At 61.7% G+C, this 25,873-nt stretch carries 17 protein-coding genes and 2 pseudogenes; 12 read left to right on the top strand and 7 right to left on the bottom strand.

The genetic code is table 11. The features are described from left to right. Positions 1 to 11: 11 nt before the first annotated feature. The 3 genes from AC5RT3_RS06285 to AC5RT3_RS06275 form a co-directional block, all read right to left on the bottom strand. Positions 12 to 1,319 (bottom strand): NtaA/DmoA family FMN-dependent monooxygenase, encoded by a 1,308-nt coding sequence (locus AC5RT3_RS06285; RefSeq protein WP_494011148.1) that lies wholly within the window; start codon positions 1,317 to 1,319, stop codon positions 12 to 14. Between the two features lie 185 nt (positions 1,320 to 1,504). After that, positions 1,505 to 2,866 carry an MFS transporter gene (locus tag AC5RT3_RS06280; protein ID WP_494123766.1) on the bottom strand — a complete coding sequence of 454 codons (1,362 nt, stop codon included), beginning with the start codon at positions 2,864 to 2,866 and terminating at the stop codon, positions 1,505 to 1,507. Between the two features lie 180 nt (positions 2,867 to 3,046). Then, positions 3,047 to 3,940, bottom strand: coding sequence for a VOC family protein (locus AC5RT3_RS06275; protein ID WP_494123765.1), 894 nt, complete (start codon positions 3,938 to 3,940; stop codon positions 3,047 to 3,049). Between the two features lie 373 nt (positions 3,941 to 4,313). On the opposite strand from AC5RT3_RS06275, the pseudogene AC5RT3_RS06270 reads away from it, so the two are divergent. Together AC5RT3_RS06270 and AC5RT3_RS06265 are read left to right on the top strand one after the other, a co-directional pair. Further along, a pseudogene (locus AC5RT3_RS06270) lies at positions 4,314 to 4,562 on the top strand (aldehyde dehydrogenase family protein); the annotation flags it as partial. 201 nt (positions 4,563 to 4,763) lie between these two features. Beyond that, positions 4,764 to 5,840 carry an NAD(P)H-quinone oxidoreductase gene (locus tag AC5RT3_RS06265; RefSeq protein ID WP_494123764.1) on the top strand — a complete coding sequence of 359 codons (1,077 nt, stop codon included), beginning with the start codon at positions 4,764 to 4,766 and terminating at the stop codon, positions 5,838 to 5,840. 437 nt (positions 5,841 to 6,277) lie between these two features. Here AC5RT3_RS06265 and AC5RT3_RS06260 read toward each other — a convergent pair whose 3' ends face one another. Together AC5RT3_RS06260 and AC5RT3_RS06255 are read right to left on the bottom strand one after the other, a co-directional pair. Beyond that, positions 6,278 to 7,681 carry a carboxylesterase family protein gene (locus AC5RT3_RS06260; RefSeq protein WP_494123763.1) on the bottom strand — a complete coding sequence of 468 codons (1,404 nt, stop codon included), beginning with the start codon at positions 7,679 to 7,681 and terminating at the stop codon, positions 6,278 to 6,280. Then, complete coding sequence (locus AC5RT3_RS06255; RefSeq protein ID WP_494011143.1) at positions 7,678 to 9,660, bottom strand: flavin-containing monooxygenase; 1,983 nt, start codon at positions 9,658 to 9,660, stop codon at positions 7,678 to 7,680. Before AC5RT3_RS06255 ends, AC5RT3_RS06260 begins: the two co-directional genes overlap by 4 nt. A 584-nt stretch (positions 9,661 to 10,244) precedes the next feature. Between AC5RT3_RS06255 and AC5RT3_RS06250 the strand changes: the two genes are divergently transcribed. The 8 genes from AC5RT3_RS06250 (at position 10,245) to AC5RT3_RS06215 (ending at position 20,458) form a co-directional block, all read left to right on the top strand. After that, positions 10,245 to 11,492, top strand: a complete 1,248-nt coding sequence (locus AC5RT3_RS06250) for a flavin reductase (protein ID WP_494011142.1) — start codon at positions 10,245 to 10,247, stop codon at positions 11,490 to 11,492. 128 nt (positions 11,493 to 11,620) lie between these two features. Beyond that, positions 11,621 to 13,081: a 4-hydroxyphenylacetate 3-hydroxylase N-terminal domain-containing protein gene (locus tag AC5RT3_RS06245; RefSeq protein WP_494123762.1), complete on the top strand. Its 1,461-nt coding sequence runs from the start codon at positions 11,621 to 11,623 to the stop codon at positions 13,079 to 13,081. Between the two features lie 9 nt (positions 13,082 to 13,090). Beyond that, positions 13,091 to 14,488 (top strand): MmgE/PrpD family protein, encoded by a 1,398-nt coding sequence (locus AC5RT3_RS06240; protein ID WP_494053212.1) that lies wholly within the window; start codon positions 13,091 to 13,093, stop codon positions 14,486 to 14,488. A 167-nt stretch (positions 14,489 to 14,655) separates the two neighbouring features. Next, the gene (locus AC5RT3_RS06235; RefSeq protein WP_494011139.1) at positions 14,656 to 15,948 is read left to right on the top strand and encodes an NtaA/DmoA family FMN-dependent monooxygenase; all 1,293 of its coding nucleotides are present in this window, start codon (positions 14,656 to 14,658) and stop codon (positions 15,946 to 15,948) included. Between the two features lie 1,021 nt (positions 15,949 to 16,969). Further along, on the top strand, positions 16,970 to 17,953 hold the full coding sequence (locus AC5RT3_RS06230) for an ABC transporter substrate-binding protein (protein WP_494123761.1): 984 nt from the start codon (positions 16,970 to 16,972) through the stop codon (positions 17,951 to 17,953). 15 nt (positions 17,954 to 17,968) lie between these two features. Continuing rightward, on the top strand, positions 17,969 to 18,775 hold the full coding sequence (locus tag AC5RT3_RS06225; protein ID WP_494053213.1) for an ABC transporter permease: 807 nt from the start codon (positions 17,969 to 17,971) through the stop codon (positions 18,773 to 18,775). Between the two features lie 72 nt (positions 18,776 to 18,847). Beyond that, positions 18,848 to 19,609, top strand: coding sequence for an ABC transporter permease (locus tag AC5RT3_RS06220; RefSeq protein WP_494011136.1), 762 nt, complete (start codon positions 18,848 to 18,850; stop codon positions 19,607 to 19,609). Positions 19,610 to 19,645: 36 nt separating this feature from the next. Continuing rightward, complete coding sequence (locus AC5RT3_RS06215; protein ID WP_494053214.1) at positions 19,646 to 20,458, top strand: ABC transporter ATP-binding protein; 813 nt, start codon at positions 19,646 to 19,648, stop codon at positions 20,456 to 20,458. A 504-nt stretch (positions 20,459 to 20,962) separates the two neighbouring features. Here AC5RT3_RS06215 and AC5RT3_RS06210 read toward each other — a convergent pair. Both AC5RT3_RS06210 and AC5RT3_RS06205 read right to left on the bottom strand, forming a co-directional pair. Then, the gene (locus AC5RT3_RS06210) at positions 20,963 to 21,730 is read right to left on the bottom strand and encodes a GntR family transcriptional regulator (protein ID WP_494123760.1); all 768 of its coding nucleotides are present in this window, start codon (positions 21,728 to 21,730) and stop codon (positions 20,963 to 20,965) included. 721 nt (positions 21,731 to 22,451) lie between these two features. Continuing rightward, the gene (locus AC5RT3_RS06205) at positions 22,452 to 23,993 is read right to left on the bottom strand and encodes an FAD-binding oxidoreductase (RefSeq protein ID WP_494011132.1); all 1,542 of its coding nucleotides are present in this window, start codon (positions 23,991 to 23,993) and stop codon (positions 22,452 to 22,454) included. A 226-nt stretch (positions 23,994 to 24,219) separates the two neighbouring features. Between AC5RT3_RS06205 and AC5RT3_RS06200 the strand changes: the two are divergent. Together AC5RT3_RS06200 and AC5RT3_RS06195 are read left to right on the top strand one after the other, a co-directional pair. After that, positions 24,220 to 25,281: pseudogene (locus AC5RT3_RS06200) on the top strand (FAD-dependent monooxygenase); the annotation flags it as partial. Positions 25,282 to 25,317: 36 nt separating this feature from the next. Further along, positions 25,318 to 25,860 carry a hypothetical protein gene (locus AC5RT3_RS06195; RefSeq protein ID WP_494123797.1) on the top strand — a complete coding sequence of 181 codons (543 nt, stop codon included), beginning with the start codon at positions 25,318 to 25,320 and terminating at the stop codon, positions 25,858 to 25,860. Positions 25,861 to 25,873 lie beyond the last annotated feature (13 nt).

The raw sequence follows: 25,873 nt of genomic DNA, 5'->3' as shown, positions 1-25,873 counted from the left end.
GCGCCGCCCCTCTACGCTGAGGGGCGTGAAAGCCCAAGGTTCTCACGCAGGGTGTTGCCCTCATACTCGGACCGGAAGTAGCCGCGGTCCTGAAGTTCCGGGACGAGCTTGTCGCAGATAAGTTTGAATCCGCCCGGGTTGAAGGGAGCGTTGAGGTTGAAACCGTCGCACGCTTTCGACTCGAACCAGTCAACCATGCGGTCAGCCACCTGCGAGGGAGTGCCGGCCATCCACTGGTGCCCGGTGGACCGGGCCAGGTCCACGATCAGCTCGCGCAGCGTCATGCCCATGTCCACGCTCTTCTTGCGGTATATCTGGTACCTGCTGCCCAGCCGGGGGTCATCGGAAAACCACTCGGCTGGGATCGACTCATCGAACTCCAACTCGGTCAGGTCCATCTTGAGGTCAGCACCCACCTGCTTGCGGCCGTTACCGAGGTGCACGTAGCTGGCCAGCTCGTTGGCAAGGTCCTGCGCTTCCTTCTCCGTGTCGCCGAGAATGGGCAGGATACCCGGAATGATCTTGACGTCGTCGGGGTTCCGGCCCTTCTCAGCCACCATGTTCTTAAACTTGGTGTAAAACTCGATGGACGGTTCTTTGAACGGCTGGGCGGTGTAAATCCCGTCCGCCACCGAGGAACCCAGGTCCATGCCCGGGCCTGAGGATCCCGCCTGGACCAGCACGGGACGCCCCTGCGGCGACCGCGGCATGTTGATGGGCCCTTCGACTTCAAAAAACTCGCCCTTATGCCGGATGGCCTTGAGCTTGCTCCGGTCCACGTACTCACCAGATTCCCTGTCCACGATGACGGCGTCATCGGACCAGCTGTCCCAGAGACGCTGCACCACGTCCACGAACTCCGTGGCCCGCCGGTAACGCACCGCCGGGTCCGGAACGTCCTCCACGCCATAGTTACTGAAACCGTCAGACGACGTGACGATGTTCCAGCCAGCCCTGCCATTGGACATGTGGTCCAGGCCGCACAGCTGCCGGGCCAGGTTGTACGGCTCGCAGAAGGAAGTGGACATGGTGCCGATCAGGCCGATGTTTTTTGTCCTGGCCGCCAAGGCTGCGAGCACGGTCATGGGTTCGTAGAACCCGTTCATCTTGATGTCGCCCCGCATCACCGTGTTGGCGTGCACGATGTCGCCGAAAAAGACGGCGTCAAGCTTTGCGGCCTCGGCCATCGCGGTTAGGTCTGCCACGAAGTCCAGGTTGCCGAGCTCTTCTGCCCGGCTTCCTTCCTTCCGCCAGCTGTCCTTGTGATAACCCGCCGGCAGCATAAAGGTAGTGAGCACCATGTGATTCTTAGGCTTCATGCGTGGTTCCTTTCGTTAGGCGCCAATCCGAGCGCCTCGCTGTCTCCAGCATGCGGGCAACCGGTACCCTCGTAAAGGCAGAAGTTTCAGCATAATGAGTTCAAAAAAACTGACAATGGAGTCACCTGAGGCGGAAGCACTCGGGGCATCATGTTTCAGCCCTGGAAGCCTTCCCTTGTGCAGGTTTAGACCGCGTCGAGTTTGAGGCGTGAGCCCTCACGGGTGAGGCGCACAGCGGCGAGACCTGCTGCCAAGATGACGATCCAGAACACGGCTACCATCCACACGCTCCCACCGGCTGCGAGAACCAGGCCCGTGGCGATCATGGGGGTGAAACCGGCGCCGATCATTGAGGCGCCCTGATAGGACAGGGACGCCCCGGTATAGCGGACGCCGGTGGGGAACTGCTCGGAGATGTAGGCGCCGATTGGTCCGGCAAGGGCCCCCTGGACCAGCCCATTGCCGACCACGACTGCCACGGCAAAGCCCCACATAGTCCCGTTTGTAAGCAGCAAGATGAGTGGGAATGCCAGGACGATGCCCGCCACGCCCGCGCCCGTAAGGACAGTGCGCCGGCCGATCCGGTCACTGAGGCGTGCGGAGTAAAAGCAGACCGCCACCGTCACCACGGCGGCGACTCCCTTCCAGTTCAGGACGCCGGAGCGGTCAACGCCGCTTCCAACAGCCATGGAGACGCCCCACACCGTTAGCAGCCCCTGGCAGGCATAGAATCCCAACGTAGCAACGAGGGTGACCACGACAACACGCGGATGATGCCGGAGCACCTCCAGCAAAGGCGGGTGCTTGACTTTAGCGGCTTCGGCTTCGAGCTTCTGGAATACGGGCGTCTCTGCCACCCTGAGGCGGATGACCATGCCGATGAGGATCAGGAAGGCACTGAGCAGGAACGGTATCCGCCAGCCCCAGACCAGGAACTGGTCCCCGGTCAACGCGGAAACGGCGGAAACCACCAGTGTGGCCAGCAGCCCGCCCGCCGGTCCGCCGGCGTTGGCGAACGCTGCGGCGAGGCCGCGCTTTTTTGCAGGCGCGTGCTCCAGGGCCATCAAAGTGGCGCCGCCCCACTCTCCGCCAACGGAAATGCCCTGAATGACGCGCAGAAGGACAAGCATGATAGGCGCCGCAACGCCGATTTGCGCCGTGGTGGGCAGGAGCCCGATAAGGACGGTGGCGCCGCCCATCATGAGCATCGACAGCACCAGCATCTTTTTCCGGCCCAGGCGATCGCCGAAGTGGCCAAAGACGATACCGCCGAGAGGCCGGGCAACGTATCCGGCCGCAAGGGTCGCAAAGGAGGCAAACAGGGATAGGCCGGGGCCCAAGTTGGCAAAGAAAACCCGGTCAAACACCAGGGAAGCAGCAGTAGCGTAAAGAATGAAGTCGTAGTACTCGATAATGCTGCCAATGAGGCTGGAACCCAGGATGCGGCGCATGTCCTTAGTGTTCAGTGAGTCGACGGCAGGTACTTTCCTGCCTGAGTCAACGTCCACCAGCATCTGGCTTTTCCGGGTGGTTTTCGGGTTCAACATGATCTCTTTTCGAAAGCTGTGAGAGTTCGTTCCGACGGCATTGTTGGTTACGTCCCGAACCTTCATCCCCCGTACGCATGATGCAGATCACAGGGCGAGGCTACTCAAGAAAGCATAACGCTGGCCAAAGTGCTTAAGCGGGCAGGAGGAGGGGCCGGCACAGCCGGAATGACGAAATACTCAGCGGTGGAGGCTGCTGAGGGACCGGCGATCTACGGGTGAGAGGCCGAAATTGCGGAAGTCCAAAGGGCGGTAGGAACTCCACATGTTGTACCAATTTTCGTCCTCGCCCCACACGACCGGAGGGCGGGAGTCGTCGTAGATCTGTTCCAGATCCGTGTAAAGCTCGACGACAGCCCCGGAGGTCTCGACGTAGTATGCGGCGATGTTATGGCCGGCACCGTGTCGTACCGGGCCCCAAATCAGCTCCCGGCCCAGTTTGTTCAGCCGGTCACCGAGCTTTCCGAGATCGGAAATGCTTTGCGTCTGCCATGCGTGGTGGTGCAGGGTTCCCTCGCCGCGGACCAGGGCAATACCGTGGTGGTCAGGGTTGCAGCGCATGAAATAGGCGAAGTCGTCACCGATGACGTCCGAAAGGCGAAAATCCAGCACCCGCTGCAGGAAACGCATCATGCCGCCGACGTCCCGGGGGTGGAAGTTGAAGTGGCCGTACCGGTCCGGGCCGAAGGACTGCTGGAGGGCGATGTTCTCCTGCATGCCTACGTAAATTTCGAACAGGAAGCCCTCGGGCCCGATGAAAGAAAAACCGTCCTCAATACCAGCCCCGCGGGGCTTGTTGCTGAGGATCGTCAAGTTCTCGTCCTCCACGCGCCGCCGGATCTCCCGCAACGCATCGCCATTGGCCGCGAGCAGGCCGAAACCATCAACGCCGTTGACATCAGACTCGACATAAACCAGTTCATGGTGGACGTTGCCGGCGGCGAGGTACACGGCATCGGAGGTCCGTTCCGTTTCCCGGAGTCCAAGGATCTGGGTCGCGTCAAATACCGAGTTAGCGAGGTCCGTCGTCTGAATGCTTACGTGCCCCATGGCACTTATCAATCCCCAAGACATCCTTGTCTCCTACTCGTTCGCACAGCCCTTACGGATAGCGTGATACCCGCTTCATCATCAATATAAAACACTATCGTAGTCAGAATAGATAATCCAGGAAAAAAACAAAACGTCGAAGAACGGTGCAAGTCCCCGCTTGACTAGGGCCCTAACGTCCTGCAGAGTTTCGTATACGATTCGGACTCGACCTCATCCTCACCGGCACCCCCGCCGGCGCGTCCGTGGTCAAGCCCGGCGATGTGCTCGGGGTGGAAGGTTCCGCCGGGAACCTCACCACGGGCCGACTGGCCACCACCACGTGGAAGGCACGACGCCGTTCGCATGCTTTGGTGCCGGGCCCACAGTTGATGACCTGCAGCGGGAGGACGCGTACAGTTCGATGGAACTTGGCGGCAACGCACCGTTCATCGTCTTCGAAGACGCAGACCTGGACAAAGCCGTGGAAGGAGCCATGGCTGCCAAGATGCGCAACATGGGCGAAGCCTGCACCGCCGCGGAACAGATCGAGTTCGGCATGGTCGGCTTCAACGCCGGCGTCGTCTCCAACGCCGCAGCAGCCTTCGGCGGCGTCAAACAATCCGGCCTCAGCCGCGAAGTCGGCACCGGCCCGCCGCAACGGTAACTGCGGATGCTGGCCCGCAACGGGGAACTGTTTGACCTCATTAAGGCAGCACCAACTAATGTTCGAATAATCTGCGTTGTCGGAGTTGCCGCGGCCTCCATGCAAAAGGCGGCAGCCGGATCAGAATGCGCCCACCATTCGACGTGTTCGAGCCCGTTGGTGATGACTACCGAAGCTTCTTAGGCACTAGGAATACGAATCATGAAAGCTGTTCGATTTAGGTCACCCGGCGGCCCGGAAACCCTCGTTGTGGAGGAGCTCCCGGACCCGGTTCCACAGGACGGAGAGGTTCTCATTCGCGTAGCAGGAGCAGGTTTGAACCGGGCCGACTCACTGCAGCGGCTCGGACGATACAACCTTCCTCCAGGCGCCTCGGAAATTTTTGGAATGGAAGTTTCTGGAACCATTGCAGAAGGGGGCACGGGTATCGACGGCTTCGTCCAAGGCGACCAAGTCATGGCGCTTCTCGCCTCCGGCGGATACGCAGAATACGTCGCCGTGAACGCGGGCCATGTCCTCGCGATCCCGAGGGGTATCGAGTTGATCGAAGCGGCGGGCGTACCAGAGGTTGCAGCCACACTGGTTTCGAATATTTGTGACACAGGCCGTTTCGCTCCCGGTGAGACTGTTCTGATCCACGGAGCCACAGGGGGTATCGGAGTCTTCGGCATCCAACTCATCAAGGCCCTGGGAGGGCGGGTAGCAGTCACCGCATCCAGCGAGGAGAAGCTCGAGGTGGCCCGTCGTCTCGGCGCGGACGTCTTGATTAATTACGAGAAGGAGGACTTTGCCAAAAGGATGCTCGCTGAAGGCGGCGCAGACATCGTCCTCGATACTGTCGGAGGACAGTATCTGCCGAGAAATGTTGAGGCCCTTGCGCCATTCGGACGGATCGTGACCATCGGCATGCAGGGCGGGCCCGAAGGCACTTTGAACTTAGCGGCCCTGATGAAGAAGAAGGCGTCCGTGTCAGGGACCCTGCTGCGGGACCGCTCCCCCGAACAGAAGACAGCCATTATGGCAAGCGTGAAACGTCTTGTCCTCCCGTTCCTGACAGCCGGGGCCATCAGACCGGTAACAGAAAAGGTGTACCCACTTTCTGAAGCAGCCAGGGCGCACGCCCATTTCGAAACCAAGGCCCACATTGGCAAGATTCTGCTGGATTGCCGACACCGACTAGAGCAGTGGAGGGTGTCGCATGTATTGGGTATTCGAAGGCGGCACCCGTTGCTTGTCTCTGCCGCCGGCGATCTTTTTCGGCGGCGGAAAGCGACGTGAAGATTCCGACTTCGGCGATGTTGGAGACGTCGAAGACTCTTTCCTTGGCCTCTTGGCGGGATCGGCTGGATCCGGAATTGCCGGAGGAGGTGGAGACGTTGGTGTAGCTGTGGTCCGGATCAGGTCCGAGACTGCGCGGAGGAAGCCTTCTGCGGCGACTCCGCCGCCGTTGACCTCGACGTTGGCGGACCAGATTTTGCGCATGTTTGCCTCGCGGCAAAAGGTCGACGCCTTGTGACCAGGACTTTCTCACTCGCTACCTCGCCCGCGCCTTTACAGGACCCACGACAGCCGCCACCGAACCGGACAGTGCTCTGGCAGACATAGAAAAGTCATAGGGACATCCCCACGGCTCTCCCCTTGGATTGTGGAACAAGAAGCGTGGTCCTGGGCCTTGCCGGGTTTCCGGCTCACGAACCAGGCGGCGGGGCTCTCTTTCAGCGCCGAGCGACCAGCCCCAGCTCGGAGGGAATCTCGTAGTGGGGTCGGCCGCCGTCGAACTCCAGACGGAGGGGGTTGGAGGCAGTGAAGGGATTCCCATATCCGTTGGCCACCCGGATGCGGCCTTCTTGGACGAACCCGGCGAACCAGCCCCTCAAGGCTTCCGAGGTGGTGGCAAATTTCTCCGGGTCCAGCCCCTCCAGCATGGGTGCATCCTTCCATTGCTGGAGACAATCGAACAGGAATGGCATCGGCATGCAGTGGGGACTGCCTGCGCCTGGCAGCGGGCTCTGCACGGAGAACCCAGCCAGATACACGGTGATGCCGGCAACTGCAGCGGCCTTGGCCAGCTCCAGGTGCGCTAGCCGGAACTGGTGTAGGGTCATCAGTTCCACCATCCGGGCCTTGCCGGACGCCCCCGGGACTTTGAGGTCGATCCAGGCGCGCACCGCCTCCGGGTCCTCGAACCGGGTCTGGGTGAAGCCATCGGCGGCTTCATCCGAGAAGGCCGTCTCAGGGGCAGAGAGCAGGAAAGCTGCGGATTCCTCGGACGTCGAGAGAAGCGCCAGGGACTCCACGTGTAGCTTCGGTGCAGTGGTGGCGTAATTATGCAGATCCTCATCCAGTTCGCCGCCGACCGCCGGCATCAATGGCATCCCGCGACCGGCGTAAGCTTGAGCGAGGCTAGCTTGGGCACCAAGGACCGATTCCCACGAGGCCTCAGCGAGTCCGCCGCAGTCGGACAGCGAGCTGGTCGCCAGTGCCCACCTGTCCCGGTACTGTTCGGCTGTCAATGCTGGCTCCCATGGGAGACTGATCAGTGCGGTGCGACGGAACAAGCCCCGGGTCTCCTCGAGAGTGGACAGCGCATACGCATACCATGCGCCGGCAGAGTCGCCGGCGAGAGTGATCTTTTCTGGATCCCCGCCGCACAGGATGATGTTTTTCTTCACCCAACGCAGTGCCACGGTCAGGTCACGCAGCGGCCGCTGGGAGTCAAGCGGGTTTCCATCGATTCCCAGATGTCCCAGGATGCCGATCCGGTAGTTGACGGTTACCAACACGCACCGGTCATTGTGGACCAGGGAAGGGGCAGTGAACCAGCGGGCGTTGCCCGTCCCCGTGGTGAACCCGCCGCCGGGAATAAACACCACCACAGGCAGCCCCTCCGCCATCTCCGGTGCCTGCACGCGCAACTGGAAGGCATCGTGCGACTGTGCGGGCTCGGTGTTTGCTGCCCCCAGCAGGGCGTTCAGGGCGCCTGGCAGTTGCAGGAAGGCCAGAGGCTCGACGGAAGCCTGTAGCCCTTCCGCCGTTACCGGGACAGGCTCGGCCTCGGAGAACCTGTAATCCGGGTCGGAGAGCCGGGCATACTGGACTGTCACATCGAGAGCAGTCATTTCAGGAACTCGTAGTCAGCACTGTTCACATTCTCGGTAATACGCCAGTACTCAGTGGTGTGGAACGGCCACACTTGAGATACCCGATTGAACCTGTTCTTATACCAGGTCTTGACGTACGGCTGACCCCAAGTCATCTTCTCGCTCTCCGCGTCGACCCAGGCCATGTGCTCGTCGAGGGCTTCCTGCTTCAGGTCCAGGGCACGCACGTCGCGTTCCAGGATTTGATGGATGGCCTCGACGGCGTACTCCGCCGCACGTTCGATCATGAAGTGCAGTCCACCGGCGACCACTCCGCCGGTGTTGGGGCCGAGCAGCATGAACAGGTTCGGGAAGTTGGGAACAGTGATGCCCGCGAAGCCCTTGGCGTCTCCGCCCCAGTAGTCATGGATCTCCAAGCCGTTGCGGCCTACGATCTTGATGGGGTCCAAGTAATCGGACGGACGGAACCCGGTCGCGTAGATGACGACATCGACATCGAGCTCTCGTCCGTCGTCGGTGACCACTCCGCTCTCTGTGAAGGATTTTAAACCTTCTGTGATGACCTCCGTTTGCGGCTCGCGCAGGGCTGCGGCCCATACGCCGTTGTCGCGGAGCATGCGCTTGGCCGAGGGTGGGTAATTCGGGATGGCCTTCTCCAGCAAGTCAGGGCGGCCTTCATACTGCTCGCGCATCCGTTCAATGATGGCCTGCCGGAATTCCTCGTTGGCCTTTGAGACGCTCAGTGGCGCACCGTCCCAGCCCTCTTCAGCCGTTGCGATGTGGATGCGCCCTTCAATACCGCCGGCTGTGACGAAGAGGCGGAACAGCTGTCCGTATGCCGGGACCTTCTCGTGCAGCCACTGGGCAGCGTCGGACATTCGCTCGTGGTAGGTCGGTGCCGGCAGCATCCAGGGAGCACTGCGCTGGAACAGGTACATCTTGTCCACGTCCCCGATGACGGCTGGGACGATTTGGTAGGCGGAGGCGCCTGTGCCGATCACGGCCACCTTCTTGCCCTTCAGGTCCACCGAGTGGTCCCACTCCTGGGAGTGCATCTGGACTCCCTTGAAGTCAGCCTGCCCGGGCCATACCGGAATGAAGGGATGGTCCAGCTGCCCCACACCGGTGATGATCGCGTTGTAGCTCTCGGTGGTCTCATGGCCTGCCTTGGTGCGCGTGGTGGCCTTCCAAGTGGCTGATTCCTCATCCCACACGGCGCGCGTCAGGGACGTGTTCAGCTCGATCGCCTCTGTGAAGTCGGCTTTGTCCGCCAGGGACTCCAAGTAATCCAGAACCTCCGCGCCGGTGGCGAACTGGTTTGGCCAGTCGACCCGCTGTGCGAAGGAGAAGCTGTAGCCGTAGGTGGGGGTGTCCAAACGCACACCCGGGTAGTGGTTCTTCCACCAGGTGCCGCCGAACCGGTGGGAAGCCTCGATCCAGCGGTACGGCAGCCCAGCCTCCTGCAGGCGATAGGCGGCGGCGATGCCGGAGATTCCTGCGCCAACGATCAGGGTCGTGAATGGTGCCTCGGCCCGGTGGTCGGGGTAGTCAGCATAGTTCCACTTTGCGGAGCCGTTGCGATCCGCAGCAGGGGCGAATTCATGCTTCATTTGTCCCATCCACGACCGGTCCCGGGCGGCGCGGCCGCCGGTGAACCAGTCCAGGATCGCGGACGCGTCTTCGGCGCTCAGCTGCTGCACGCTGCGGATTCCCTCATCTCTAAGCCGCTTTAGTCCGGTCAGCGCCAGGTCCTGGGCACGTTTGACCTGTTCGGGCGACATTCCTCCGTGGGGCAGCAGCGCCGTGCCCAGCGGGGGAAGCGGCGGGGATAGTTCAGCCGGCACATAGGACAGGTCCTGGAGGGTTGTGGCCAACGCGGCCAGCAGCACGGGAGCTTCAGCCCTTGCGGCGTACTCCTGCAGCGATTTATCTGACTCGGTGATCGCCGGGTACTCCTCGGTCCAGTACAAATCACCGTTGGTGGGCTTGCTTGCCATTAGATCTCCTCGAGATGAAACGTGGTTAGGGTGGTCGAAGCGCGGTCGGACGGCGCTAAGCCGTCGACCGGGGAGCCGTTCGTCGAGGAAGGTGCGTCGTCCCCGGACAGTCTGCTCTTACTCGTCAGAACGCGGCAGGGACATTGCGATCCGGTTGAAGATCCGCCGGGGCGGTGGCTTTAAACGTTGTTGCCCGGATGCCGGCAGAGGTTTGCCGCAGGGGCTCCGTGAGGCGATCGGTCGGGTGCCGATCACGCTCTCATCTCGCTGGACAGCCTGGATGCTGTTCACAGTTCTCCTTGCGTCGAAAATCCGTAGGCGCCACATGGGACGGAACGCCAGCGCGCCCGAGCCCTAGTCCTGCACATCACACCTGGTGAACAGTATGCCACCCAGGATGCATACTGCAAGCAATAATGTATTATCCCAATCTCCATGAACGCGAACCCATATCGAAAAAACTGGTGGTGGACTCCGAGGGGCGAACGGACTATCCTCATGAGTGTCTCAAATATATTCTTGGTCAGATATTGCAAACTGCCCGGGAAGCCGACAACACACGAACACTCTCCCAGGAGCACACCATGAGCATTGCTAGGGTGGACCAGACGCCACAATTCGACCCCCGCGCATTCCGCGATGTCATGGGCCATTACCCGACCGGCGTCGTCGTGGTCTCAGCCATGGTCAACGACGCCCCCGTGGGTATGGTGGTGGGCACTTTCAGCTCAGTCTCCCTGGAGCCGCCGCTGGTTTCGTTCATGCCCATGACCACGTCATCGACCTACCCGAAACTGCGTGGAGCAGACCACGTCTGCATCTCCGTGTTCGCCCACGACCAGATGCAGGCCTGCCGCACTCTGGCTTCCAAGGATCCGGAGAAGTTCGACAAGGTCGGATGGACTCTCTCGCCCTCAGGCGCCCCCATGATCGACGGCGCCGTCGCGCATATCCATGGGCGTATCACCGAGGAGGTGGAGGCCGGTGACCACTACATCACCCTGGTCTCGGTTGACGACATGGCCATCGACCGAGGCGTGACCCCGCTGCTGTTCTTCCAAGGCGGCTACGGCGGCTTCTCGACCACCGGCCTGTCCGCTCACGTGGACGAGTCGCTGATTTCGGCGGTCCGGCTGGCCGAGGCCACTCGCCCGCAGCTCGACGCACTTGCCCAGAGGTTCGGCTGCTCCGCCGCAGCCCTGGTCCAGATCAGTTCCTTGGACCAAACGATCGGTGCCACGTCGTACGGCGGCAACACCGACGCTGACGAACGCATCGGCGTCCGGATTCCTTTGATCCCGCCGTTGGGCGAGGCGGCGGTGGCATGGAGCCCAGACCAGGTCGATGCCTGGCTGGGCCGGATCTTCCCGCAGGACGAGGATGTCATCACCTTTTATCGGCAGGCTCTCACCCGCGTGCGCGAACAGGGATACGCCATCTCCCGCATCGACCAGGATCCGGCCGGCTATGACGCACTCAGTGAGGCCCTGGCCGAGTGGGCCGACGCTGAGCTGACGCCCGCCCGTGATCGCGCGGTCCGCACCACCATCGCACAGAGCCGCCAGTACTTCGGATGCTCGCTGGACGAGGGGGAGACCGATATCGACCTGGCATCCGTGGTCGTACCGGTCTTCGCCCCCGAGGCTGACCAACCTACCAACTCCGGACTTGTTATTCGGCTCGGCAACCTGCCCTCTGGTGTGGATGTAGCCACGGTCCGGGGATGGGCGTCGGCCCTTCAGGAGGCAGCAGCAGAAGTCAGTCGCACCTTGGCGGGTCCGGCTGCCAGGGACTATCGGCGGTACGCCGCAGCCGGCCTGCGCTCGGCCTGAGCCATCGCAAGGCCGGCGGAGCAGCCGGCCGGATGCCGTCAGCAACAGAACAACCACACATGAGAACGATCGGGGGCTCGCTTATGCGATCTGTGTCTCAGCCAACGTCAGAGATAAAGGAGAGCTCAGTGGGAGCACGACGTGGATATGAATACCTAGCGGGACTGAAGGACGGACGCAAGGTCTGGTACGGAAGCGAGCAGATCGATGTCACTGAACATCCGGACTTCGCCGGCTCCCTTGCGGGAATGGCCGAGTACTTCGACTACCAGTGGGAGCATTGGGACGACTGCCTGTTCGAGAGTCCCGACACCGGCGACCTGATCTCTGTATCTCACCTGCGTCCCGCCAACCAAGAGGACATCGAGCGCCGGCACCGTGCCTTTGACCGGTTCGCCCGCTATTCCATGGGCATGCTCGGCCGCACTCCCGACTACGTGAATGTGGTCTTGGCTGGACACGTCTCACGCACAGATCTGTGGGAGAAGGCCGCCTCCGCCACGGTGTACTTCGAGCGTATCAAGGCGTACCAGAAGTACGTGGCCGAGAACGATCTGGCCCTGACGCACACCATCGTCCACGCCAACATCGACAAATCGATCGGTGAGCTGGACGGGGAAAACGCCGACCTCACTCTTCAGGTAGTGGACCGCACCGATGAGGGCGTGATCGTGCGCGGCGCGAAGGTTCTGGCGACCCTTGGCCCGATAGCCGATGAGATCTATGTTTACCCGGCAACTCCCATCAAGCCCGGATACGAGAAGTACGCCCTGTCTTTCGCCATCCCCGTGGAGGCCGAGGGCATCGCAATTATCTGCCGTGATCACTACGGTGTGGATGCCTCCCGCGAGGACCGGCCGTTCTCGTCCCGGTTTGACGAGCAGGACGGGGTGGTCATATTCAACGACGTGCTCATCCCGCATGACCGCATCTTCATTGATGGCGAGCTGGATCTCTACAACTCGGTAAATCAGGGAACCGCTACAGGATGTACACAGCAGCAGACGGCCATCCGTGCCGCGGTGAAGCTGGAGTTTGCCTATGATTTGCTCACCGAGATGGTTCGGGTCACTGGGTCAAATGCGCGTCAGGACGTGATCACTATGCTCGGTGAGGTCCACAGCTTCCTGGTGATGACCCGGGCGATCATCGACTCCGCTGAGCGCCGAGCCCATAACTGGGGCGGTGGTGCCTACTTTGTGCACGATGACATCGGGGTGGTGCGCACGATCATGCCGGAGTGGATGATCCGGGTGAACGACATCATCAAAACTGTCGGGTCGCACAATCTGCTGGCCACCCCCTCCCTAGCGGCGTTCGATAATCCGGAGCTGGCTTCGATGCTCGAGAAGTACCTTCCGGGAGCGGGGGACATCAGCGCCCAGGAACGTTCCCGGATCTTCCGAACTGCCTGGGATTTCGCCGGTTCGGCCCTGGGCTCGCGTATCGAGCTGTATGAGCGGTTCTACCTCGGTTCGGTCGGACGCGCGCGCATGCTTGAGCACATCAAGGGACAGCGCAACGGAGACAAGGGAACCGTGTGGGAGTTCCTCGATCGTCAGAAGCTTCCGACCGCAGGCCAGGCGTGATCCAAAGCCATGGACAAGACACTTACGGCGGTCCTGACCGACCATCTGGCGGCAGCGGACTTTGAATCGCTGCCCTCGGAAGCGGTAGACCGGGCCAAGACGCGCGTCCTGGATGCTCTGGGGCTGATTGCCGCCGGGACTCAGGCTGAGGGCAGCTCCTCATTGATCGACCTGGTCACCGGCTGGGGTGGCCGTCCAGAGGCGACCGTGCTGACCACAGGCGCCAAGGTGCCCGCGATGCATGCCGCACTGTCCAATGCGGCGCTGATGAGGTCATACGATTTCGAGCCGGTCGGGGCTGACCACGCCGAGGGAGTGCAGATCCCCTCGCACATCACCGGCACTACCGTCTCGGTGGCGCTTGCCATGGCCGAGGCACGCGGACGCGGTGGCCGGGACCTGCTCACCGCGCTGATTTACGGGGACGATCTGGCCGCCAGGCTCGGTCATGCCACCGGCTTCGACGTCTACGGCGGCGGAGACAACACCGGGACGATCAATGCTCTCGGCGGCGTGGCCACGGCCGGACTGCTTATGAAGCAGGACGCTGCCACCTTGCACCACGGACTCGGTCTGGCCATCAACCAGGTCTCCGGGACCATCGACAACATCAATGACAAGACCCTGGCGTTCAAGCTGCCGATCTCCCTGTCCGCTCGCAACGCCGTGTTCTCCGCTGAGCTGGCCGGGACGGGGTTCGGGGGGCCAGAAGACCCAATCGGGGGACGTTTCGGCTTCCTTGCCCAGTGGAGCGCCGCGCCGCAACCCGAGAAGATCACCGATGGTCTGGGTCAGGAGTTCTACGCCGACGCCGTCATTAAGCCGTGGCCGACCTGCCGGGCGAGCCAGGCATCGCTGGATGCCACGGTGCAACTGGTCGAGGCGCATCGACTCACTCCCGACGACGTGGAGAGCATCGAGATCCATGTGAATCCGCAGACCAAGGCCGGGTTCGTCGGGCAGGAGTTTACCGTTGGAAGCTGCCCGGAGGTCTCCGGCGCCTTCAGTATCAGGTTCGCTGTCGCCACGGCGCTGATGTACGGAACCGTTGGACTGCAGCACATGAACGAGGCGCACATGCGCGATCCAGCGCTGCAGAGGACGCTGGACAAGATTGAGATCGTCGGTTCGCTGCCCCGGGAACAGGCTCGAACGGCCGAGGTCGAGGCGCGGCTCGTCTCCGGTGATCGCCACCGAATTCGTGTCGACCAGGTCCTTGGGGACATCCACTTCGCCCCGTTGGGCCGTGAGCGCATCGAGGCGAAGTTCCGTAACAACATCGCGTGGAACGGAACTCTGGAGGACTCCATTGCTGACCGTGTGCTGGAGCTGGTCCACCATTTGGAACAGCTGGAGGACCTGTCCGAGTTGGTCGCGCTGCTGGCGGAGCCGGCCGGACACCGCTGACCACGAACGAACCAGACACACCACGGTGTCCACTGATCTGAGGGTCTGCAGGACCGTTGGCGGCCCAGCCCAAATTGAGCACCTATCCAGGGTGTCCGCTCCTGGCAGACACCACCGACGTCAAGGGAAAGGCCTACCGCACAATGACTGCGAAGCCCACTCGCCGCATGGCGCTGACAACATTCCTCATCCCGGCAGGCCACCACAAAGACTCGTGGCGCCGGGACGGTAGCCGAATCGAGGAGGTCCCAAATCTGGACTTCATCGTCGAGCTTGCACAGATGGCCGAGAAGGCCAAGATTGATGCCGTCTTCTTGGGTGACATCGCCAATGCCAACCCCACACTGCGCGGCGACATCAAGACCAACGGCTACTTCGAGCCGATCTCCACGTTATCCGCCATTGCCGCCCGGACCACCGACATCGGGCTGATTGGCACCATGTCGACTTCCTTCGAAAGCCCGTACACGGTGGCCCGCCAGATCGCAGGCGTCGACCACATGTCCGGGGGACGTGCCGGGTGGAACCTGGTCACCTCCTTCGACGGATTCCAGAACTATGGATTCGACGCGATCCCCGAACCGGCCGAACGCTACCGCCGGGCCCGAGAGTTCGCGGACGTTGTGAAAGCGCTGTGGGACTCCTGGGGTGATGACGCCGTCATCAGCGACCGGGCCTCTGGCAACTTCATCGATCCCACCAACGTACGTCGAATCAATCACAAGGGCGAGTACTTCCAGGTGGAGGGTCCGGCCCCTGGCCCACGATCCCCCCAAGGCCACCCGGTGATCGTCCAGGCGGGATCCTCGGGCCCTGGGTTGGAGCTGGGAAGCTCGGTGGCCGATGCGATCTACACCGCCCAACCAGTCAAGGAACGCTCGGTCGAGTTCTATACCCAGTTCAAGAAGATGCTGGCGGACAAGGGGCGGGATCCTGACCACACCAAAATACTGCCCGGCATCCTTCCGATCATCGGAAACACCATGAAGGAGGCAGAGGAGCTGGCCGAAGAGCTGGGCAGCTACGTCAATCTGGAGTACGGGCGACAGCAGGTCTCCTCCGGCCTCGCCGGACTGGACCTGTCCTTGTTGGACTATGACGACACGATCCCTTCCGAGTGGCTAAGAGATGAGCCGGAACTGGGAAGCCGTTACCACGTGTACCGGCGCAAGGTCATCGACCAGAATATGACCCTGCGCGAACTGATCATTGACATGGCACGTTCAGCCGGTCACCAATGGATCATCGGCACGCCCCAGACGATTGCGGACAACATGGTGGACTGGTTCGAGTCCGGAGCCTGTGACGGCTTCAATCTAAACTCGCCCTACAATCCGGGCGGTATGCGTCAGATGTGCGACCTGCTGATTCCGGAGCTGCAGGACCGCGGCTACGTCCGGACAGAGTACGAGGGAACTACCTTGCGCGAGCATTTCGGCCTACCTCGTCCTGCTGCCTGATCTGCTCTAATCGAAACTGCCGCCGCGCTCCAGCCGCTGGGCTCGGACTTTGTCTGTGCCCGGGTGGGCTTATGGGCAGATAAGCAGTCTCTCCAGCAGCAGATAAGCGCTGCAGCCGTTAGTGCGTGTACCACCAGGGTCGGCCGACTTGAGCCACGCCGGTGCAAGGCCTGCGACCTTCGTTTTCCTCACGGCATCGACGTTATTCATGGCCCCGCAAGCCGTGCCTTAATCAGCGATCAACTCCCGCCGGGCCGGACCCGGTGGCTTGGAGGGCTGGCTCCGAATTCCCCTGCTTTGGGGATGGCGACCGGCGGCCTGCTCGGGTCACACCGACCGCTTGATCAGAAGGCTGCCCAGCCCTGATTCAGGACTGTGACCCATACAGGAATGCCTCGGACTGAACTTCGTCCGGGCGGCGCCGGCCGTACCGCAACCAGGAATATCTACCCGTTTGCGAGGAATGAACCCCGCATCACAATGACCACTGTGGCCTGTTGTCCCCTTCGTCATCGGCGTGGACACGCACGCCCTCACCCACACCTATGCTGTGCATGCCGCCGCCGCTGAGCATCTGGGCACGGAGCGGTTCACGGACACGCGCACGGGCAGATCAAGTACAAACGCGGGTAGCTAACCGCACGGAGGAGACGTCGGGGCCTCTCTGGGCCATTAAAGGGGCCGGCAGTTACGGCGCGCTGCTCACCGGAACCGTCATACATCCGACTACCAGGTTGTGGAGGCTCCCAGGGTCCGGGCATCGCCACGGCCCGGTGCGCGGCCGGGACATCTAATCCGCTGGACTTGGTTGCAATCCTGTCGCTATGGGGCAACAACCTCGCCGAAACCGACTGGCCAGCACGCCCTTCTACACGCACTTTTGCTGTCGCTGCTGGACCACTATGACGTGCCTCACGAAAAGTGCTGTGCAGTAGCTCGCTTTTACGTTATGGTGTGGGTTATGCATTCTTTCCACGAGAGTGTTATATCCAGTCATATTGGAATCAGGAGAAATAGGCGCATGAAGAAGATGAACCGTATGGTGCCCCGTTGGACTGCTCTTGCCATGGCGTGTGCAGGTGTCATGGCGGTCACGGCCTGTGGAGGCGACGCCGCTGAGTCCGCCGCGGGGAAGACGATCACCGTGTTGCATGCACCCATTAACTACGAGCCGCTGTACATCGCCGAACAAAAAGGGTTCTTCGATGAGGTCGGCTTGGATGTGGAGATCCGCCCTGGCGGCACGGCCCAGGACAACCTGAGCCAGCTTGTAGGAGGATCGGCTGACATCAGCACGGTTTCTTGGGACGCCGCCGTGACCGCTACTGCTCAGGACCTCCCCATCAAGCTGATCTCCGGCGCGGGTCTCATCTCGAAGGTGGTCGACACCTCCGGAGTCGTTGTACGCAAGGACAGCGGCATCACCGACCTGTCCGGATTGGAAGGCAAGACGATCGCCTTCAACTCTCTCGGCTCCGGAGGCAACGTCCCGGTATTGCAGGCTCTGACTGACGCTGGCGTGAACCTGGACAGCGTCAAGCAGGTCGCACTGCCCTATGCCTCGATGCGTACCTCGCTGTCGAGTTCCCAGGTGGATGCCATCTTCCCGTCGGACAGCTTCTACAACCAGGTCATCTCCGATGACTCGTTTCACGTAATTGCCAATCCTTCCCGTGAGTATCGCTCCGGGCTCGGCATCACTTTGTGGGCCGCCACGGACCCATGGCTACAGCAGAATGGAGAGACGGCCAAGAAGTTCAATGAAGCCATGGCCAAGGCCGTTGACTTTTACAACGACGAGGCCAACGTGGACGCCGTCTACGAGGTGCGCAGCGAGGTGACCGGAAACTCCATCGAGGATTCCAAGGGCCCGCTGGTTGAGCAGCAGGTGGCAGTCGATCCCGAGGTGTCACAGAAAACAACTGACGCTTTGGAGGAGTTCGGCATGATCTCCAGCCCCAAGAGCGTTGACGAGATCTTGTGGGAAGGAACTCCCCGCGCCTGAGCGGAGATGTGACCTATGGCTACAACTACAACCACCCCAATGGCGTTCAGCCGCCAGCCGAGCATTGACTGGACGCTGACCCTCCAGCGAATGACTGCCCTGGCAGCGATCCTGCTCATCTGGCAACTGGCCGTGATGAGCGGGATCCTACCCAAGATCACCCCCGGCATCCCCGAGATCCTGACCTCCATCTCTACCGTGGTCACTACGTCGAACTTTTGGGACGGCTTCGGCCACACGCTCTTCGCCGCCTCGGCGGGCTGGCTGCTCTCCTGTGCAATCGGCGTCGTCCTGGGGCTGCTGATCGGGACGATCCGTCCGCTGGACCGCTCAACCGCGTCGATCGTTGAGTTTGGCCGCGCCTTCCCGACCATCGCGCTTATGCCGGTGATGATGCTGGTGCTGGGTGCCACCACGAACATGAAGATCACAATGGTGGTGCTGGCCGCGGTCTGGCCCGTGCTGGTGCAGTCGATCCTCGGATCGCGGAGACTGGATCCGGGCATCGTATCCACCGCGAAGGTCTTTCAGATCCCGAGGGGCCTGTGGTTCCGCAGAGTGTTGTTGCCGGCAGCCATGCCGTTCATCGCTACCGGCGTGCGGATCTCAGCGTCCATCGCGATCCTGGCCGCAGTCGGAGTCGAGGTCCTGACCCAGGTGCCAGGGCTGGGACGACTGATCACACTGGCCCAGGAAGCAGAGCGTTGGGACAACGCGTTCGCCTACTTGTTCTTCGCGGGCATCTTCGGCTGGCTTGTGGCCTCTCTACTGGGCCGGGCCGAGGGCCGGCTGCTCCGATGGAACAGGCAGAGTGATGACTGACCCTTCCACGATCAGCACCTCCCCCTCCGATAACCTCCAGTGCATCAACCCCGAACCGTCCGGGAGCATCCTATGAGAACTTTGACAAACGTGCTGTGGTGGCTCTGGCTGCCCGTCCTACTAATCGTCCTCTGGTGGTTCGCCTCGGCGAACAGCACCAACCTGTTCGTTCCCCCGCTCTCGCGGATCCTCCACGTTATGGTCCGGGACCTTACCAACGGCGTACTGCTCGAGGCCATGAGCGCGAGTCTCTTCAACCTGGCGATAGGTCTGCTGATCGCGAGCGTGGTGGGCGTGGCCCTGGGGCTCATCCTGGGCGAGACAAAACGACTGCGGCTGGTTCTCGACCCCTATATACACTTCGTGCGCTCCGTGCCACAGTCGGCCTTGGTTCCGCTGATCATCGGCATCTTCGGATTGGGCTCGACCTCGAAGATCTACGCCGTGGCCCTCGCCTGCGTCTGGCCGATCCTGCTGAACGCGATCGATGGAAGTCTGGGCGTGGAGGTCGGGGCGCGACGAGTGTCCCGCGTCTTCGGTATCCCGCGGATGCTCTACTACCGTCGTGTGGTGCTGCCCGGGGCCATGCCCCAGATCATCGCCGGCATCCGCGTAGCCCTACCAATCGGCATCGTCGTCATGGTAGTCAGCGAGCTTTTCGCCTCGAACGTCGGATTGGGCTTCTACATCCTGAACTCCTCCAGCACTTTCCAGATCCCGGAGACTTGGAGTGGGGCACTGCTGGTGGGTGTCATCGGCTACATCCTCGTGATCGGCTTCAGTTTTATCGACAGGCAGATCCTGGCCTGGTACTACAAATCCGGCGCCCGCTGATGGGCCACGACACGTCTTTTACAAGGAGTTTGAACCATGTCTAACACCGAAAGCGTCTCCGCCGGTACGCTGACAAGCATCAGCGGAGATGTCCTGCTGCGCGTCACAGACCTCTCGCTGGGCTACGGGGAGGGTGCTGATGAGAAGTGCATCATCGAGGACCTGAGCCTCACTGTCGGCAACGGGGAGTTCGTCTCGATCGTCGGCCCGTCCGGCGTCGGCAAAACGACTCTGCTTAAAGGCCTGTCCGGTCTGCTCAAGCCCAAGGCCGGCCAAGTCATGGTGAGTGGGGGTATCCTCGATGGACCGCACCGTGATGTGGCAGTAGTCTTCCAGGACTACTCACGATCCCTGATGCCGTGGATGACCACCCGCGAGAACATCGCCTTCCCGCTGCAAGGGCGCGGCCAGAAGAAGCCCGTGCGCAACAAGGCCGCAGACGAGGCCCTCGATGCCGTAGGGCTGGGAGGCCAAGGGGACAAGTACCCGTGGGAGATGTCCGGTGGCATGCAGCAGCGTGTGGCCATAGCCCGTGCACTGGCGTACAACGCCAAAGTGTTGCTGATGGACGAGCCGTTCGCCTCCGTCGATGCGCAAACACGCTTCGACCTCGAAGACCTGGTGATCGACCTCCGGGAGAAGCTCGGAGTGACGATTATGCTCGTCACTCACGACGTGGACGAGGCCATCTATCTAGCTGACAGGGTGATCGTCATCGCCGAGAAGCCAGCGACCGTCGTGGACGTGATCGAGACCGGATTCGGCACGCACCGTGATCAAGTTGCCACCAAGGCGGACCCGCGGTTCCAGGACGCCCGCGGGCGCATCCTGACCCGACTCCGCAAGTAGCGCCGGGCGTCCAAACGCTTACGTGGGGGCGTGAGGTCGGCCGTCGGAACAGGTGCGATGTGCGCAGGTGAGGAGGTTGCGACAGTGTTCGCAGCCGTTTCACCTGACCGTGATGGCCTCCTCGACCGGGCCGATGCCATGCGAGCGATACTCACTGAAATCATAGATCGATCCCTTCCTGGCTAAGGCCCGGTCGTCGCCCGGCCAGATAGATGGGCAGGGGCTCCTCGTCATAGATCTGCTCCAGGTCCGTGTGGGGACTCCACGAAAGCTCCGGTGCGCTCGACACACTGTGGGCGGCGATGTTGTGCCCTTGCCCTGATTAGTGTGACCCCTTAATGCCTACGTGGCAGGCAGGAAAAATATGAAGATCATCCCCGATGATGTCCGGATCCTGGGGTCCAACGTATCTGCGAAAGAAAACATTGGGCTGCAAGCCCTTCCGCTAATCACGGGTTCGGGGCACGGACGGTACCTCTGGAGCATGAGGATGAGGATGCACAATCAAGCTGGGGTCTGCGCCTCATCCAACAGACTTTCAGCCTGGGCGATTCGCTGTGCCTCCGGAAGGAACCCCACCTCGAGGATGTTATTCATGGACTTCGTGTAGTGCTCTCGCAGTAACCGTCCTGCTAACTGGGCGTCTCGATCCACCACTGCCTGCAGAATTTCTCGGTGCTCCTGGTCCATGTCGCGGCTCACAGACTTCTGCGAAGGCGCCGACCAGCGTCGATGCAGGGAGTTCTCATCGGCCAGCACGGAGGTCAGGTCGATCAGTACGGGCAGCCCACACGCCGAGAGCATCTTCTTGTGGAAATTGTCATGGGCCTCGACCCAGTCAGGGTTTAGCTCCAGGCTCCCCTCCAAGAAGCGTGGAATGCGCTCCAACATATGATGGGCGGCGAAGACTTCAGACTCCCAGTGCAGGTCGCCCCGCTCGATGGCGAGCTGGATGCCGAACTCCTCGGCGCGGCACCTCAGCTCGTTGAAGTCCCGCAGCTCATCGAGCGAGATCTGGGGAACGAAAAAGCCACGATTCGGCTTGAGCTCCACCAGCCGGTCACCAGAGAGTCGGGTTAGGGCTTCCCGCACGACGGTGCTGGAGGTCTCGTAATGCTTGGATAAGGGCATCAGCTGAAGATTCTGCCCCGGGACCCAGCGCCCCGCCAGGATGTCTTTGCGTATCCGGTCGCGTAAGCCGGTGCTGAGGGTTTCGGAAGTGCCGCTTCGAGCCATGACTGCAATATACTTTAAATTACGCAAAGATGTCACGCTCTACACCTTTGTGTATTGCAGACTAATCTGTGCATTCTTGTCCGTGGCTGTCTGTCCAAATCTGTTAAAACCCCTGTACTCGTGGCTACAGGCGTTACCTTCCTGGTGGCCCTGAACAATCTCCGGCTGGTCTTGTCCTTACATCAATCAGCTCCCCCGGGCCGGCCCCGGTGGCACCCCCGATCACGAAACGGCTGGGGGCGCAAACCATGCCGGGCCGACGCGGCCAGCAGCTATTCTTGCCGCCGAGCGCCCGGGGTGAATCGTCGGTGATCACCTTCATCCAACCTGTGCAGGGTTTGTCCACCACACCACTGTCATCGACTGTTACTTGAAGAAAACGGGCTGGTCCACCGGCGATCCCATGCCTACCGATCTCATCACCGATGCGCTCAAGAACGCCGCCACGACCCTAATCGAGCCTCTGGCGATATGGCAGTCGGGTCGGCGCAGCGTCTACAACCTCGACCGGAGTTTAGAGCCGTGGTGACCGCCTGGGCATGCGATTGTCAGTGGGCGCACCGTGCGTGCTGGGACAATAGCATGTTGCCGTCTCGGCTGAACCGCCGGTGGCGTTTCCACACCGTCCGCTAGGGCCGAACGCAGGCGGTAGATCGCGCCAGGCGACCCCGGCACCGGTACCGGTGTTGGTATCGGTAGACAAGGCCCTGAAAAGAGCCTGTCCGATAGGCAGGTGCTTTCCTCTCGTGTCGCCGACTCAGCGCTGCTCGCGCAGCCGGGCCGGCCAAACGCCCTGTTTGCCGGGGTTCACGACTCCATTGGGATCCAAGGCATCCTTCAGGGTCTCCTGGAAGCGCAGGACCGCATGATCGTTAAAGGAGAACTCGGCGGCGATGTCGTCCATATTGTCGATGTGGCCCCGGTAGGGGGTGTAGCCGCGGCGAGCCGCGGCCTGCCGGACCTCCTCGTACAGTGCGCGTGCCCGAGCCAGCTGCTCCTCGTTGCCATTCTCGAAGAAGATCATGGTGACGTGCACTAGGTGCCGGGCGTAGATGTGGTAGCCGATGTAGAGATCGAAGCCGTACTTAGTGTAAAGAGCTTTGACCACGTTGTAGAAATCCATTACCGCATCGCCGCGAGCGGGCAGTAGGGGTGCGATGTCGATGTGGCCGCCGTCCTCGGCATACCACCCTAGGGTGTCGTAGGCCTTCAGAGACGGGACTCCGGCCATCGTCGTATGGTCCTTCGGGTCAATGTCGTCGTAGGTGACAGGCTGGCCGTCCTTGCCCTCATATATACGTGCCTGCACTTGAAATCCGGGACCGTCGAAGGCAGCCTCGATGATACGCAGCCGTTCGCGGACCATGCCCGGATCCCCGTAGAGGGCGAAACGCGCGTTCCAGTGCCCGATGCCCATCTTGTCGCGCATCTGTTCCACGACATCGTCGGGGATGGATCCTTTGCCCTCATACCAAGTGGACCGAGGGCCCTGCATAGTCCCGGCACGCACTACGTTGCCGACCAGGCAGTTGTTTTGGAAAACCTCGCGCCGGCGCAGATCAGCGATGGTGTCAATCAGCTGGGGAAGATCCTCCACCCGGTCTACCGTGATGTCACCGGAGGCGAAGACCTCGGGCCAGGGCATCAGCCAGAGGCCGGCGCGCACAACGATCCCGAGGCCGGATTGGGTGAACAGCTGGTCGATGTTGGGTCCGAAACCGCCCTTAAAGACATTGGCCAACGGGCTGTCCTCCAGTGCCCACATACCGGTGCGAAGCAGAGACCCGTCCGGCAGGACTACCTCCAGCCCGCACAGCTGCTGGACGTGGTCTCCATACGGAGACATGCCGTAGCCGCGGTCCAACGCGTTGCCGAGAACGGACCCCCAGCCCAGGGCTGGCACGGAGACGAACAGGGGAAGCTTGTTCTCCTGGATGTGGTCGTAGAGGTTGAAGAAAGTCACGCCGGGCTCGATGACCGCGTAAGCCAACTCCGGGTCTACCTGGTGGATGGCGTCCATCCTGCTCAGGTCCAAGACGACCTGGTTCTGGGTGCGGGGCGCCGACCCCCCATAACCCAAGTTCTTGCCCCGGGAGACCGTCCAAAGCAGCGTACTCGTCTCGTTGGCAAGACGGACAACCTCTTGAACCTCTTCGACGCTTCCGGGGCGCACGCCCGCGACCGCGTCGCGGCCGGTGTGCAGCGGAAATGGGTCAGCGTATGCCCTCTCGCCCCCCGGCCGGACCACATTCTGTTCACCAACGATGGATGCGGCCCTATCAAGGAATGTGGCGGTCATGGTGCTCCTGAGAGTCCGGTCCGGCAGGCATTCTGAACGGTGCCGGATAGGTGTTGGCAGCCGAAGCGGCATGCCGAAGGTATTCCACAATCATCACCGGAATGCATTGTTAAGTAAAATGTCCATTCTGGGGTAACCCCTCAATCTGTGCTCAACTGCAGACTATCGGTCCAAACTCTCCTGACTATCAGGTCGCGGGTCCTTGATATTAGGACATGCGGCTCGTATGCTGCTTTACAGTTCGAGAGAGGACACCCAGATGAACGAACGCAAGGTGGGACGCTGCACGGATGCAGTGGTAGTTGGAGCGGGGCCGGTCGGGATGACGACGGCTGCGCTGCTGGCCGCACGCGGAATCACGGTGATGGTCCTGGAAATGCGCTCCGGCACCAGCGAGGAACCGAAGGCCATCAGCATCGATGACGAGGCCTTGCGGACCTACCAGCAGGCAGGCATCGACCAGGAAATTTCCAGCATCATTGTGCCGGGAACCGGAACCCGTTATTACGACGCCGACAACCGTCCTATGTTCCAGGCCCGCGGCGCGATCCCCTACCGTTTGGGCCACCCCTTCAAAAACCCCTTTGCGCAGCCCGACCTTGAAAGAGTCCTGGCCCAGGGCCTGATCAACCACGATCTGGTGACCTTGGAGTACAACACCAAGGTCACGCACGTAGAGCAGGACGATGCCTTCGCCTACTTGACCACCGAAGGCCCGGCAGGTACGGAAACTATCGCCGCCCGCTACGCCCTCGGCGCAGACGGGGGCCGATCGATCGTCCGAGAACTGGTAATGGACAACGCGATGTCCGGTCGCAGCTATTCGGACGTCTGGCTGGTGGCCGACACCCTCGAGGATCCGCACATTGAGCGCTACGCGATGCACCACGGCGACCCGAACCGCCCGCACGTGATCGTTCCAGGTTTGAACGGCCGCTGCCGCTACGAATTCCGGCTCTTCGACGGCGAAGGAGAACCGGGCCATGCCCCGGACTTTGAATTGATCAAGAAGCTGGTGGCCCCGTACCGCAGCATCGAACCTCAGCAGGTCGAACGCGCCACCAACTACCGTTTCAACGCTGCCAACGCTGACCGCTACCGCGCAGGCAGGTTCTTCGTGCTGGGCGACGCGGCCCACATGATGCCGCCATTTGCGGGCCAAGGCCTGAACTCGGGAATCCGCGACGCCGCGAACCTGACGTGGAAGGTCGCCGAGGTCATCCAAGGCAAGGCGCCGGACAGCATTCTCGAAAGCTACGAGCCCGAGCGCAAGCCCCACGCCGGCGCGATCATCGCGCAGTCCGTCCGCTTGGGCAGCGTCGTGATGAGCACATCCGAGCGGCTGGCCCGCCACCGTGACAAGATCATCCGCGAGTCACTCGCCACCGATGATGGCCGGGCCTTCTTCGAGGAAATGCGCTACCGCCCCGTCGCCCAGTTCGACTCGGAGCTGACGGTCACCGAGAACGCCGGACGTGCCATCGGCCAACCGCTGGTGTTCGACACCAGCTCGCGGACCACCGCACGTATGGACCACATCGTCGGCGACGGCTGGGTGCTGTTCGGCGTCGACGTGGTCCCAGGGGACTGGACGGAGGCCAACCAACTGGCACAGCGCTTCGGCGCTTCGCGCTGGTACATCCCATTTGACGACATCCAGCCGCGCAACGCCGACGTCGACGGGCTGCTAATCGACCTGGATGGTTCGCTCTACCGCGAATTCGAAGGCTACCGCGGGTACTTCGTACTCCTCCGCCCGGACCGCTTCACCTCCGCGGTGTTCGCCCCAGCAGGACTGCCCGCCGTCCTGGACAAAACCGCCTCACTGCAGCTGTCCGGCCCGCTACTTCCTACCGCTGCCCGCTAGAACCTGCTAAACC

This window comes from Arthrobacter sp. Y3221159 (assembly GCF_059089885.1).
Note: the sequence above shows the minus strand (reverse complement) of the source record. Positions and strands in the feature narration are given on the sequence as shown.

What these genes read in the sequence shown, in the direction of transcription:
- AC5RT3_RS06285 (WP_494011148.1), bottom strand. Translation starts at nt 1,319, where the DNA reads ATGAAGCCTAAGAATCACATGGTGCTCACTACCTTTATGCTGCCGGCG.
- AC5RT3_RS06280 (WP_494123766.1), bottom strand. Translation starts at nt 2,866, where the DNA reads ATGTTGAACCCGAAAACCACCCGGAAAAGCCAGATGCTGGTGGACGTT.
- AC5RT3_RS06275 (WP_494123765.1), bottom strand. Translation starts at nt 3,940, where the DNA reads ATGTCTTGGGGATTGATAAGTGCCATGGGGCACGTAAGCATTCAGACG.
- AC5RT3_RS06265 (WP_494123764.1), top strand. Translation starts at nt 4,764, where the DNA reads ATGAAAGCTGTTCGATTTAGGTCACCCGGCGGCCCGGAAACCCTCGTT.
- AC5RT3_RS06260 (WP_494123763.1), bottom strand. Translation starts at nt 7,681, where the DNA reads ATGACTGCTCTCGATGTGACAGTCCAGTATGCCCGGCTCTCCGACCCG.
- AC5RT3_RS06255 (WP_494011143.1), bottom strand. Translation starts at nt 9,660, where the DNA reads ATGGCAAGCAAGCCCACCAACGGTGATTTGTACTGGACCGAGGAGTAC.
- AC5RT3_RS06250 (WP_494011142.1), top strand. Translation starts at nt 10,245, where the DNA reads ATGAGCATTGCTAGGGTGGACCAGACGCCACAATTCGACCCCCGCGCA.
- AC5RT3_RS06240 (WP_494053212.1), top strand. Translation starts at nt 13,091, where the DNA reads ATGGACAAGACACTTACGGCGGTCCTGACCGACCATCTGGCGGCAGCG.
- AC5RT3_RS06235 (WP_494011139.1), top strand. Translation starts at nt 14,656, where the DNA reads ATGGCGCTGACAACATTCCTCATCCCGGCAGGCCACCACAAAGACTCG.
- AC5RT3_RS06230 (WP_494123761.1), top strand. Translation starts at nt 16,970, where the DNA reads ATGAAGAAGATGAACCGTATGGTGCCCCGTTGGACTGCTCTTGCCATG.
- AC5RT3_RS06225 (WP_494053213.1), top strand. Translation starts at nt 17,969, where the DNA reads ATGGCTACAACTACAACCACCCCAATGGCGTTCAGCCGCCAGCCGAGC.
- AC5RT3_RS06220 (WP_494011136.1), top strand. Translation starts at nt 18,848, where the DNA reads ATGAGAACTTTGACAAACGTGCTGTGGTGGCTCTGGCTGCCCGTCCTA.
- AC5RT3_RS06215 (WP_494053214.1), top strand. Translation starts at nt 19,646, where the DNA reads ATGTCTAACACCGAAAGCGTCTCCGCCGGTACGCTGACAAGCATCAGC.
- AC5RT3_RS06205 (WP_494011132.1), bottom strand. Translation starts at nt 23,993, where the DNA reads ATGACCGCCACATTCCTTGATAGGGCCGCATCCATCGTTGGTGAACAG.
- AC5RT3_RS06195 (WP_494123797.1), top strand. Translation starts at nt 25,318, where the DNA reads ATGAGCACATCCGAGCGGCTGGCCCGCCACCGTGACAAGATCATCCGC.